The sequence below is a fragment of the Enterobacter sp. MGH 4 genome, from assembly GCF_000534735.1.
In the GTDB taxonomy this organism is placed as follows: domain Bacteria; phylum Pseudomonadota; class Gammaproteobacteria; order Enterobacterales; family Enterobacteriaceae; genus Enterobacter; species Enterobacter intestinihominis.
Window position 1 is genome coordinate 368,660 of record NZ_KI973294.1, and the last position, 12,402, is coordinate 381,061.

Genomic DNA, 12,402 nt, shown 5'->3' on the forward strand with positions numbered 1-12,402 from the left:
CTTATTTCACCGGACGCATCGCCGGGAACAGGATCACGTCGCGGATGGTGTGGCTGTTGGTGAACAGCATCACCATACGGTCGATACCAATACCCAGGCCAGCCGTCGGCGGCAGGCCGTGTTCCAGCGCGGTTACGTAGTCTTCGTCGAAGAACATCGCTTCATCGTCGCCTGCCGCTTTCGCGTTAACCTGATCCTGGAAACGCTGCGCCTGATCTTCTGCATCGTTCAGCTCGCTAAAGCCGTTACCGATTTCGCGGCCACCGATGAAGAATTCGAAGCGGTCAGTGATTTCCGGGTTCTCGTCATTACGACGCGCCAGCGGAGACACTTCCGCCGGGTATTCGGTGATGAAGGTCGGCTGAATCAGGTGCGCTTCGGCCACTTCTTCGAAGATCTCGGTCACGATACGGCCCAGACCCCAGCTCTTCTCAACCTTAATACCGATGCTTTCAGCGATCGCTTTCGCAGAGTCGAAGTTATCCAGATCCGCCATATTGGTTTCCGGACGGTATTTCTTGATCGCTTCGCGCATGGTCAGTTTTTCGAACGGCTTGCCGAAGTCGAACACTTCTTCACCGTAAGGGACCTGCGTGGTGCCCAGAATATCCTGCGCCAGGGTACGGAACAGGGATTCGGTCAGCTCGATCAGATCTTTGTAATCCGCATACGCCATATAAAGTTCCATCATGGTGAACTCTGGGTTATGACGTACGGAGATGCCTTCGTTACGGAAGTTACGGTTGATCTCGAACACGCGGTCGAAACCACCGACCACCAGACGCTTCAGGTACAGTTCCGGCGCGATACGCAGGTACATGTCCAGGTCCAGGGCGTTGTGATGGGTGATGAACGGACGGGCAGAGGCACCGCCTGGGATCACCTGCATCATCGGGGTTTCTACTTCCATAAAGTCGCGGTTAACCATGAACTGGCGAATACCGGCCATGATCTGGGAGCGAATTTTGAAGGTCTTACGGGATTCATCATTAGAGATGAGATCCAGGTAGCGCTGACGATAGCGCGCTTCCTGATCCTGCAAACCGTGGAACTTGTCCGGCAGCGGGCGCAGGGCTTTGGTCAGCAGACGCAGCTCGGTGCAGTGGATAGACAGTTCACCGGTCTTGGTTTTGAACAGTTTACCTTTAGCGCCCAGGATGTCGCCCAGGTCCCACTTCTTGAACTGCTCGTTATAGATGCCTTCCGGCAGGTCGTCACGAGAGACATACAGCTGAATGCGGCCGCCAACGTCCTGTAAGGTCACGAAGGAGGCTTTACCCATGATACGACGGGTCATCATGCGGCCCGCCACGGACACTTCAACGTTCAGCGCTTCAAGCTCTTCGTTCTCTTTACCGTCGAAGTCTGCGTGCAGTTGGTCTGAGGTGTGGTCACGACGAAAATCGTTCGGGAACGGCACGCCCTGCTCGCGCAGCGCTGCCAGCTTCTCGCGGCGGGTTTTCAGTTCGTTGTTAAGATCGACTACCGCGTCAGCGCCCTGTGATTGTTGTTCAGACATGTTGGTTCCTCATAACCCTGCTTTCAAACTTGCTTCGATAAATTGATCCAGGCTGCCGTCCAGCACCGCCTGCGTGTTACGGGTTTCAACCCCGGTACGCAGGTCTTTGATGCGGGAGTCATCAAGGACGTAAGAACGGATCTGGCTGCCCCAGCCGATGTCGGACTTGTTGTCTTCCATCGCCTGCTTCTCAGCATTTTTCTTCTGCATCTCCAGCTCATAAAGCTTCGCTTTCATCTGCTTCATGGCCTGGTCTTTGTTCTTATGCTGGGAACGATCGTTCTGGCACTGTGTTACCAGCCCGGTTGGAATGTGGGTAATACGCACCGCAGATTCCGTACGGTTAACGTGCTGACCGCCCGCGCCGGATGCGCGGTAAACGTCGATACGCAGGTCCGCCGGGTTGATGTCGATATCGATATCCTCATCCACTTCCGGGTAGACAAACGCGGAGCTGAAGGAGGTGTGGCGACGGCCACCGGAATCGAACGGGCTCTTACGCACCAGGCGGTGAACGCCGGTTTCAGTACGCAGCCAGCCGTAGGCGTAATCGCCAATAATCTTGATGGTGACGGATTTAATACCCGCCACTTCACCTTCGGACTCTTCGATAATCTCGGTTTTGAAACCGCGCGCTTCTGCCCAGCGCAGATACATACGCATCAGCATGCTGGCCCAGTCCTGCGCTTCGGTACCGCCAGAGCCTGCCTGAATATCGAGATAGCAGTCAGCGCTATCGTATTCGCCGGAGAACATGCGACGGAATTCCAGCTGCGCCAGCTTCTCTTCCAGCACGTCGAGCTCTGCCACGGCTTCGTTAAAGGTTTCTTCGTCGTCGGCTTCGACAGCCAGCTCCAGCAGCCCAGAAACATCTTCCAGACCCTGCGCCATTTGATCCAGCGTATCTACGATGGCTTCGAGGGAGGAACGTTCTTTACCCAGCGCCTGCGCGCGTTCAGGTTCGTTCCAGACGTCCGGCTGTTCCAGCTCGGCGTTTACTTCTTCGAGACGCTCTTTCTTGGCATCGTAGTCAAAGATACCCCCTAAGAACGTCAGAGCGCTCCGTGAGGTCCTGAATGCGGTTTTTTACCGGATTAATTTCAAACATGGTCTGTTTTCTTTTATGAGCTTGTCAAAATGCGGTGATAAGAGCGGGATTGTACCGAATCCACGCCCTTTTTTATAGAGATTACTGACGCTAAATTGGCCAGATATTGTCGATGATGATCTGAAGGGTGCGGTTACCGCGGAACTCGTTAATATCCAGCTTATAGGCCAGCTCAACCTCGCGCACGCCGTTGTCCGGCCAGATGGAAGTATCAACGTTAAAGGCGATGCCGTCGAGCAGCGGCCCGCCGCCGACCGGTTCCACCATCACTTTGAGATGGCGTTCGCCCACGATGCGCTGTTGCAGCAAACGAAAACGTCCGTCGAAAAGCGGCTCCGGGAACATCTGCCCCCACGGGCCGGCATCGCGCAGCATCTGCGCCACCTCCATGGTCATTTCAGCCGGAGAAAGCTCGCCGTCAGAAACCACTTCCCCCTGCAACAGAGACGGATCGATCCACTCGGTGACCAGTTCGCCAAACAGACGCTGGAACTCGTCGAACTTCGCCTCTTTCAGCGACAGGCCTGCCGCCATCGCGTGACCGCCGAACTTAATCATCAGGTTCGGATGAAGCGTGTCGAGACGCTCCAGCGCATCGCGCATATGCAGCCCCTGAATGGAACGACCGGAGCCTTTCAGCGTGCCGTCCCCGGCGGGGGCGAACGCGATCACCGGGCGGTGGAAACGCTCTTTAATGCGCGACGCCAGAATGCCCACCACGCCCTGGTGCCATTCGGGGTGATACATCGCCAGCCCACCCGGCAGGTTATCGCCGCTGCGCTCCAGCTTTTCGCACAGGGTCAGCGCTTCGGCCTGCATCCCCTGCTCAATCTCTTTACGGGTCTGGTTGAGTGCGTCCAGCTCACTGGCCAGCACGCGCGCTTCGCCGATGTTGTCGCACAGGAGCAGCGCGACGCCAACCGACATATCGTCCAGCCGCCCCGCCGCATTCAGGCGCGGGCCGAGGGCAAAACCCAAATCGCTTGCCGCAAGCTTCAGCGGATCGCGGTTGGCAATTTCCAGCAGCGCCTTGATCCCCGGACGGCATTTGCCCGCCCGAATACGGCTCAAGCCCTGCCAGGTGAGAATACGGTTATTGGTATCGAGCGGCACCACGTCCGCCACGGTTCCCAGCGCCACCAGATCGAGATACTCCGCAAGATTCGGCACGGCAATCCCGCGCGATTCGAACCAGCCCTTATCACGCAGCAACGTGCGTAACGCCAGCATCAGATAAAACGCCACCCCTACTCCGGCCAGCGATTTCGACGGGAAATCGCAGTCACGCAGGTTCGGGTTAATGATGGCTTCGGCGTCTGGCAGGGTTTCTCCTGGCAGGTGGTGATCGGTGACCAGTACCGGGATCCCCAGCGCATGGGCATGATCGACCCCCGCATGAGAAGAGATCCCGTTATCCACGGTCATGATCATCTGTGCACCACGGGCATGGGCCTGATCGACCACTTCCGGGCTGAGGCCGTAGCCGTCTTCAAACCGGTTCGGCACCAGGTAAGCCACGTTATCGCAGCCTAGCGCACGCAGGCTGAGTACGCTCAGCGCGGTACTGGTTGCGCCGTCGGCATCGAAATCGCCCACCACGACAATCCGCGTCCCGTCACGGAACGCGTCGTAGAGCATTTCAGTCGCTTTTTCGATGCCACTCAGCGCTTGCCAGGGCAGCATGCCTTTAACGCTGCGCTCAAGATCGCTTGCCGTACGCACGCCACGGCTGGCGTACAACCGCTTTAACAGCAGCGGAAGCGTATCTGGTAAATCCGCGGTTTCAACCGCATCGCGGCGGCGCAGTTTTATCGGGGCTTTCACGCGAATTATTTACCACCCGTCTGTTTCTGGTGTTCGTCGAGGAACGCTTTCATCTCTTTTGGCCCCTGGTAGCCCGGCACCACATAGCCGTTGCTCAGCACAATGGCTGGCGTACCGCTCACGCCAAACTGTACGCCCAGCGCGTAGTGGTTAGCGATGTCGATATCGCAGGAGGCGGGCTTCACGCCTTTACCGTTCATCGCATCATCAAAGGCCTTGTTGCGGTCTTTCGCACACCAGATCGCTTTCATATCCTGCTCAGGCTGACTCTGCACGCCAGCGCGTGGGAAGGCCAGGTAACGCACGGTAATGCCCAGCGCGTTGTAGTCTTTCATCTCTTCATGCAGCTTGTGGCAGTAGCCGCAGGTGATGTCGGTGAAGACGGTAATGACGTGCTTTTCCTGCGCCGCTTTGTAGACAATCATCTCTTTTTCGAGCGCATTCAGGTTTTTCATCAGTAGCTGGTTGGTGACGTTCACCGGCTGCGCACCGCTCACGTCGTACATTGGCCCCTGAATGATGTGCTTTCCGTCTTCGGTCACGTACAGCACGCCGCTGTTGGTCAGCACCGTTTTCATGCCAGCCACCGGCGCTGGCTGGATCTCGCTGCTGGCGACGCCGAGTTTCGTCAGAGACTGTTTAATGGCGGCATCATCCGCATGGGCAAAACCGGAAACCGAAGCTGCCAGCAGGGTGAACAGCGCTAAAGACTTTTTCATATATGATCCTGTAACAATTCGTCGGCACTCACGCGCGAGGGTGGTGCTGTTGGTGTAGCTGCCGCAGGCGTTCCGTCGCGACATGGGTGTATATTTGCGTCGTTGAAAGATCGCTGTGTCCAAGCAACATCTGCACCACGCGTAAATCCGCGCCGTGGTTTAACAGATGCGTCGCGAAGGCGTGACGCAAAACGTGCGGCGACAGCTTCTCACTGTCAATACCCGCCAGTGTGGCGTAATGTTTAATGCGATGCCAGAACGTTTGTCGCGTCATCTGCTGCGCGCGCTGGCTCGGGAATAATACATCTATGGAGACGCCGTTCAGCAGCCACGGACGCCCGTGTTCCAGATACGTCTCCAGCCAGTAGACCGCCTCTTCACCCAGCGGCACCAGCCGTTCTTTGTTCCCTTTACCGATAACGCGCACCACGCCCTGACGCAGGCTGATATCGCTCATCGTCAGGCCCACCAGCTCAGAAACGCGCAAGCCCGTGGCATACAATAGTTCAAGCATGGCTTTATCGCGTAACTCCAGCGGAAGGTCAACTGCGGGCGACTGTAATAATCTCTCAACTTGCGCTTCGCTGAGATCTTTTGGCAGCCGCTGAGGCAGTTTAGGCGATGCCAGCAGTGCGCTGGGATCATCCGCGCGGATCTTCTCGCGGTAAAGGTGCTGGAACAGGCGGCGCATGGCGCTCAGCAGACGTGCGGAGCTGGTGGCTTTGTACCCCCCTTCCATCCGCTCAGCCAGTAACCCTTGCAGGTCATCGCTTTGTGCGCTTTCAAGCGTCAGCCCCCGGTGCGCCAGCCACTCGACCAGCAAAGTGAGATCCCGACGATAGGCGCTAAGCGTATTTTCAGCGAGGTTTTTCTCCAGCCACAGCGCGTCGAGAAACTGTTCGATGAGTGCGAGATCCTTTTCCACATCAACCCCTATGGTTCTGCAATCTGGCCATTATGCCTGATTGCCATCGGTTTCTGGTACACTACGCGCAAAGTCATAGCAAGAATTGAGATAGTTACGCGATGAATATTGGTCTGTTCTATGGTTCCAGCACCTGCTACACCGAAATGGCGGCGGAGAAAATTCGCGACATTATTGGCCCGGAACTGGTGACGTTGCATAACCTGAAAGATGACGCGGTTGCCTTGATGGAGCAGTACGATGTGCTGATTCTGGGTATCCCTACCTGGGACTTTGGTGAGATTCAGGAAGACTGGGAAGCGATCTGGGATCAGCTTGATTCAGTCAATTTTGAAGGCAAAATCATTGCGATGTACGGCATGGGCGACCAGTTGGGCTACGGGGAGTGGTTCCTTGACGCACTCGGCATGCTGCACGACAAACTGGCCCCAAAGGGCGCGACCTTTATCGGCTACTGGCCTACGGAAGGCTATGAGTTCACCAGTCAAAAACCGATAATTGCCGACGGCCAGCTGTTTGTCGGGCTCGCGCTGGATGAAACCAACCAGTACGATCTTAGCGACGAGCGCCTCCAGAGCTGGTGCGAGCAGATTCTGGGTGAGATGGCCGAGCAGTTCAGCTGATTTACTCCTGCGTCGGCTGTTGCACGATCAACCGGCGCAGATCTCGCCACTCCGCAGGATCCATACTGTCTGCTGCCAGCCACAGGTGCTGGCGACGATTGTCCTCGACCCGACGCAGCCGTAGCATCATCCCGGTGTTGAGCATCCACGGCGTCCCTATCATTTCCCACTCTTTTCCCTGCCAGCGCAGGCGAGAATCCATCAGCAGCTTAATTTCACCCTGACGGGCGTTGATTCGACGCTGGCTGCGCACGCTGTCAAACACTACAAACGACAGCAAAAGCAGCCACAGAGGGGTATAGCTTAGCGGCCACGGCACCAATAACACCATTGCCGCGACCAGACCGTGGAGCAGTAAGGACATCCACTGTGAGCGCCACGAGACGCGAAGATCAGATTGCCACAGGACCACGTTCCTGATTCCGTGTTTGAATTAATTGCACCATCCGTTGCAACTCGGTGTCGGCGGGCTTGCCGTGATTCATCAGCCAGTTGAATAAATCCGGATCGTCGGACTCAAGCAGACGGACAAACAGGCGCTTATCGTCATCGCTTAAGCTGTCGTACTCATACTCGAAGAAAGGCATGATGGAGATATCAAGTTCACGCATGCCGCGACGGCACGCCCAGTGAATACGGGCCTTGTTGTTAATATCCATGTTCTGTTTCCTGCATTACGTTTGGCACAGTCGGTATCCCGTTCGGTATTCATTATTGCTCTTCGGGAACACCTGCTAGTGTAACGTGTTTTTGACCGTTTCTTTACTGGAATATTGCGAACCTCGAGCAAGCTTCCTGAATAATCCTTATAAAGACAGCGGATTACACTATTTTGCGTAGCGCCACGCATAACCGCGTAATGGCACGAATGGCCTGCTGAAAGCGCTTGCATTGAATACAGTCTCTTTTACCATTAGGTATTATCAAAGCGTTAAGCAATTCAGGACATCACTATGGCATTTACACCATTTTCTCCTCGCCAGCCCGCCGCCTCTGCGCGTCTGCCGCTGACGCTGATTACTCTTGATGACTGGGCACTGGCGACACTGACCGGTGCGGACAGCGAAAAATACCTGCAAGGCCAGGTCACGGCGGACGTGGCGCAGTTGACTGAGCACCAGCATCTGCTGGCCGCGCATTGCGATCCAAAAGGCAAAATGTGGAGCAACCTGCGTCTGTTCCGCCGTCAGGACGGATTCGCCTTCATTGAGCGTCGCAGCCTGCGTGATGCCCAGCTTAAAGAGCTGAAAAAATACGCGGTCTTTTCTAAAGTCACCATCGCCCCGGACGATGAACACGTTCTGCTGGGGGTCGCGGGTTTCCAGGCGCGTGCAGCGCTGAAAAACCTGTTTGCCGAGCTACCGGATGCCGGAAAACAGCTGATCAGCGAGGGAGAAACCTCCATTCTGTGGTTCGAACACCCTGCGGAGCGCTTCTTGCTGGTAACCGACGAAGCAACGGCGGAACGCGTCACTGACGCCCTGCGCGGTGAAGCACAGCTCAACAACAGCCAGCAGTGGCTGGCGCTGAACATCGAAGCGGGCCTGCCGGTTATTGACGCGGCAAACAGCGCGCAGTTTATCCCGCAGGCGACAAACATCCAGGCGCTGGGTGGTATCAGCTTTAAGAAGGGCTGCTACACCGGACAGGAAATGGTGGCGCGTGCGAAATTCCGCGGCGCGAACAAACGTGCCCTGTGGACGCTGGCTGGTCACGCCAGCCGTGTGCCGGAAGCGGGTGAAGATCTCGAGATGAAGATGGGCGAAAACTGGCGCCGTACCGGCACCGTGTTAGCCGCCGTCCAGCTCGATGATGGCCGCCTGCTGGTGCAGGTTGTCATGAATAATGATATGGAGCCCGACAGCGTGTTCCGCGTGCGGGACGATGCAAACACGCTCAGCATTGAGCCGCTGCCGTATTCACTGGAAGATTGATGCTGTATCGCCCGGTGTTGATATTCACCCTCTCCCTGTGGGCTGAGGGTTCCCCACAAATTAATGCGAGCACTGAGCAATCCCCTCGCCCCTCCGGGGAGAGGGTTAGGGTGAGGGGAACATACGGCGGTGGTGGTCATTCCGTTCACTTTATGTTCCTTGCTACTCTGTAACGACATGACCGGTGAACGTGCCAGGGTGGCTCAGTCGCCACCACCCTGGCGACCCGGGCTCCCGGCGGTAAATCGCCGCTTCGCGGTGCCCTCGGCTTATTCCTTCCGGCTTATCGGGTACGGGCGGAGGCAACGTCCCTGTAAAGCCGCCCTCTCGGCGCATCCCTGCGCCTCGCCCCGGCCGGAAGGCAAACGCCTCAGCGATTTACAGCCGGACCAGGGCATCGCTGACAGCCCTCAGTCATTTAGAAAGCAACTTTATTGCTTCTGCATAAAAAAATTACTGGGGATCCCTCAGCCCTGTGGGAGAGGGTCGGGGTGAGGGCATCAGACCGCACCTTACAAAAAAACTACACCTGACCAACATACAGATAAATTGCCAGAAAGTGGCACACGCTGCCGCCCAGCACAAAGCCGTGCCAGATGGCATGGTTGTACGGGATACGCTTGCAGACGTAGAAAATCACGCCCAGCGAGTAGATCACTCCGCCCACCGCCAGAAGCGTCACGCCCCCCACCGCCAGCTTAATGGCTAACTGATACACCACAATCAGCGACAGCCAGCCCATTGTCAGATAGGTGACCAGCGACAGCACTTTGAACCGGTGCGCGATGGTCAGCTTGAACAGGATCCCCAGCAGCGCCAGGCTCCAGATTACAATCATCAGGCCACGCGACAGCGGTGAGTTGAGCCCCACCAGCAAAAATGGCGTGTAGGTGCCTGCAATGAGAAGATAGATTGCGCAGTGGTCAAATTTCTTGAGCCATATCTTCGCCCGTTGATGCGGAATAGCGTGATACAGCGTTGAGGCAAGGAAAAGCAGGATCATACTCCCGCCATACAGGCTGTAGCTGGTAATGGCCATCGCGCTGGCGTTGGTATCTACCGCCTGCACCAACAGCAATACTAAGCCGACAATCCCAAACACCAGGCCAATGCCATGGCTTATACTGTTGGCTACTTCCTCAGCCAGCGAATATCCCTGTGCGATTAATGGTCTGCTCACCATACTTAACTCCGGGAAAACAAAAGATGATTATTCATCGCCAGTCTATGCTAACTGAGAATGATTCCAGTGAACACCTGTTAGCTAAAATAAATCCCCAATAAGAATTTATCTTTATAAATCAAACAAATACAAACCAAACCCACCGCACAGGTGTAAATGATTTCATTAACACCTGAGTAATCAAGGAGATAAATCCGTCTCTCACCCTTCGTCATCATGGTATGCTTCAGGGATAGTGTCCGACAGCGAGTTTAGCCATTGTGAGTATGTTCAGCCATTCCGCCATTGCCAGCCTCAACAATCTGGAAATGATGGTCTACAACTATGTCATTAAGAACCGTGACAAAGTGATGTACATGACCATCCGCGAGCTGGCGGATGCGGCGGGAGTCTCTACCACTACTATCCTGCGCTTCTGCCGAAAGCTCAACTGCGAAGGCTACTCGGAATTTCGGGTGCGCTTTAAACTCTATCTGGAGCAGAACGAGCCGCAGCAGGCGAATTTTGGTGCCAGTGAAATTATCAGCTTCTTTAAAAGCGTAAATAACCAAGAGTTCGATGCGTTATTAGATAAAGCCGTCGATATTATTTTATCATCTGAACGAATTATTTTTGTTGGCGCAGGCACGTCCGGATCGCTGGCAAAATATGGCGCACGTTTCTTTTCAAATATCGGGAAATTCAGCAACCATATCGACGATCCTTATTTCCCGGTCACTAACGATATGGCTAAAAATGCACTGGCCATTGTACTTTCCGTCTCCGGAGAAACCGAGGAAATCCTGCGCTTCGCCAGCCAGTTCAGCCTGCATCGCTGCAAGGTGCTCTCTGTCACCAGCCACGAACATTCTCGTCTCGCGAAACTGGCGGACTTTAATCTCTCCTGGCATGTCCCCCAAACGCGCATAGGCGGCGTTTACGATATAACCACCCAAATCCCCGTCATCTATATTCTGGAATCATTAGGCCGGAAACTGGCGAAGAAATTAACAGAATAAAACATCCTGTTTTTTTGATGTGACAAATTACAATTTCCGCAAAATGTTATATCGTGACATTTATTTCCGCTTTGCTAGACTCGAAATCAATAAGTCCTAAATTGAGAATAGCAAAGATGAAAAAACTCACTTTACCGAAAGATTTTTTATGGGGCGGCGCGGTGGCGGCGCACCAGGTTGAAGGCGGCTGGAACAAAGGCGGCAAAGGGCCAAGCATTTGCGACGTGCTCACCGGCGGCGCACACGGCGTTCCGCGAGAAATCACGCAGGAAGTGATTGAAGGCAAATATTACCCGAACCACGAAGCCGTCGACTTTTACGGCCATTACAAAGAAGACATCAAGCTGTTTGCCGAGATGGGCTTCAAATGTTTCCGTACCTCTATCGCCTGGACGCGCATCTTCCCGAAAGGCGACGAAACTCAGCCAAACGAAGAGGGGCTGAAGTTTTACGACGACATGTTCGATGAACTGCTGAAGTACAACATCGAGCCGGTGATCACCCTCTCCCACTTTGAAATGCCGCTGCACCTCGTTCAGGAATACGGCGGATGGACCAACCGTAAAGTAGTCGATTTCTTTGTACGCTTCTCGGAAGTGGTATTTGAGCGCTACAAAAATAAGGTCAAATACTGGATGACCTTCAACGAAATCAACAACCAGCGCAACTGGCGTGCGCCGCTGTTCGGCTACTGCTGCTCTGGCGTGGTCTATACCGAGCACGACAACCCGGAAGAGACCATGTACCAGGTGCTGCACCACCAGTTCGTGGCCAGCGCGCTGGCGGTGGAAGCCGCCCGCCGCATTAACCCGGAGATGAAAGTCGGCTGCATGCTGGCGATGGTGGCGCTCTATTCGTACTCCTGCAAGCCAGAAGATGTGATGTTCGCTCAGGAATCCATGCGCGAGCGCTACGTCTTTACCGACGTACAGCTACGCGGCTACTACCCGTCTTACGTGCTGAACGAGTGGGAACGCCGTGGCTTCTCCATCAAAATGGAAGCAGGCGACGAGCAGATCCTGCGTGAAGGCACCTGCGATTACTTAGGTTTCAGCTACTACATGACCAACGCGGTCAAAGCGGAAGGCGGCACCGGTGACGCCATTTCCGGCTTCGAGGGCAGCGTGCCGAACCCACACGTCAAGGCGTCCGACTGGGGCTGGCAGATTGACCCTGTGGGCCTGCGTTATTCACTGTGCGAACTGTACGAGCGCTATCAGAAGCCGCTGTTTATCGTGGAGAACGGTTTCGGCGCCTACGACAAAGTGGAAGAAGACGGCAGCATCAACGATGACTACCGCATCGACTACCTGCGCGCCCACGTGGAAGAGATGATGAAGGCCGTGACGTACGACGGCGTGGATCTGATGGGCTACACCCCGTGGGGCTGCATCGACTGCGTCTCCTTCACCACCGGCCAGTACAGCAAGCGCTACGGCTTTATCTACGTCAACAAGCACGACGACGGCACCGGTGACATGTCCCGCTCCCGTAAGAAGAGCTTTGAGTGGTATAAAACCGTCATTGCCAGCAACGGCGAAACGCTGTAATGGCTTGCCCTCTCTGCAA

Annotated in this window: 12 protein-coding genes; 4 read left to right on the forward strand and 8 right to left on the reverse strand. The window is 55.3% G+C overall.

Annotation, left to right across the window (positions count from 1 at the left end):
* Position 1: 1 nt before the first annotated feature.
* The 5 genes from lysS to xerD all read right to left on the reverse strand — a co-directional run bounded on the left by lysS (position 2) and on the right by xerD (position 6,095).
* The gene (lysS, locus tag L350_RS06515; protein WP_022649302.1) at positions 2-1,519 is read right to left on the reverse strand and encodes a lysine--tRNA ligase; all 1,518 of its coding nucleotides are present in this window, start codon (positions 1,517-1,519) and stop codon (positions 2-4) included.
* 9 nt (positions 1,520-1,528) lie between these two features.
* A protein-coding gene (gene prfB, locus L350_RS06510) for a peptide chain release factor 2 (protein WP_096147815.1) occupies positions 1,529-2,627 on the reverse strand; the annotation gives its coding sequence in 2 pieces (ribosomal slippage) (positions 1,529-2,551 and positions 2,553-2,627; 1,098 coding nt in all).
* Positions 2,628-2,717: 90 nt separating this feature from the next.
* Positions 2,718-4,451, reverse strand: a complete 1,734-nt coding sequence (recJ, locus tag L350_RS06505; RefSeq protein WP_032626098.1) for a single-stranded-DNA-specific exonuclease RecJ — start codon at positions 4,449-4,451, stop codon at positions 2,718-2,720.
* Between the two features lie 5 nt (positions 4,452-4,456).
* On the reverse strand, positions 4,457-5,170 hold the full coding sequence (gene dsbC, locus L350_RS06500) for a bifunctional protein-disulfide isomerase/oxidoreductase DsbC (RefSeq protein ID WP_022649304.1): 714 nt from the start codon (positions 5,168-5,170) through the stop codon (positions 4,457-4,459).
* Positions 5,171-5,198: 28 nt separating this feature from the next.
* Complete coding sequence (xerD, locus tag L350_RS06495) at positions 5,199-6,095, reverse strand: site-specific tyrosine recombinase XerD (RefSeq protein WP_003863442.1); 897 nt, start codon at positions 6,093-6,095, stop codon at positions 5,199-5,201.
* A 101-nt stretch (positions 6,096-6,196) separates the two neighbouring features.
* Between xerD and fldB the strand changes: the two genes are divergently transcribed.
* Positions 6,197-6,718 (forward strand): flavodoxin FldB, encoded by a 522-nt coding sequence (gene fldB / locus L350_RS06490; RefSeq protein ID WP_015571793.1) that lies wholly within the window; start codon positions 6,197-6,199, stop codon positions 6,716-6,718.
* A gap of 1 nt (position 6,719) precedes the next feature.
* Here the strand turns inward: fldB and L350_RS06485 are convergent, their stop codons facing one another.
* Both L350_RS06485 and sdhE read right to left on the reverse strand, forming a co-directional pair.
* Positions 6,720-7,130, reverse strand: coding sequence for a protein YgfX (locus L350_RS06485; RefSeq protein WP_022649305.1), 411 nt, complete (start codon positions 7,128-7,130; stop codon positions 6,720-6,722).
* The gene (gene sdhE, locus L350_RS06480) at positions 7,111-7,377 is read right to left on the reverse strand and encodes an FAD assembly factor SdhE (RefSeq protein WP_003863437.1); all 267 of its coding nucleotides are present in this window, start codon (positions 7,375-7,377) and stop codon (positions 7,111-7,113) included. The genes L350_RS06485 and sdhE overlap by 20 nt, the downstream gene beginning before the upstream one ends.
* Before the next feature lie 294 nt (positions 7,378-7,671).
* Between sdhE and ygfZ the strand changes: the two genes are divergently transcribed.
* Complete coding sequence (gene ygfZ, locus L350_RS06475) at positions 7,672-8,652, forward strand: tRNA-modifying protein YgfZ (protein ID WP_032626101.1); 981 nt, start codon at positions 7,672-7,674, stop codon at positions 8,650-8,652.
* Positions 8,653-9,175: 523 nt separating this feature from the next.
* Here the strand turns inward: ygfZ and L350_RS06470 are convergent.
* A complete protein-coding gene (locus L350_RS06470) occupies positions 9,176-9,835 on the reverse strand; it encodes a PAQR family membrane homeostasis protein TrhA (RefSeq protein ID WP_022649307.1) in 660 nt (219 codons plus the stop codon).
* Between the two features lie 266 nt (positions 9,836-10,101).
* Between L350_RS06470 and L350_RS06465 the strand changes: the two genes are divergently transcribed.
* Both L350_RS06465 and bglA read left to right on the forward strand, forming a co-directional pair.
* Entirely contained in the window at positions 10,102-10,833 is a 732-nt protein-coding gene (locus L350_RS06465; RefSeq protein ID WP_032626103.1) for a MurR/RpiR family transcriptional regulator, read from the forward strand.
* Positions 10,834-10,949: 116 nt separating this feature from the next.
* Entirely contained in the window at positions 10,950-12,383 is a 1,434-nt protein-coding gene (gene bglA / locus L350_RS06460; protein ID WP_032626105.1) for a 6-phospho-beta-glucosidase BglA, read from the forward strand.
* Positions 12,384-12,402: the final 19 nt, after the last annotated feature.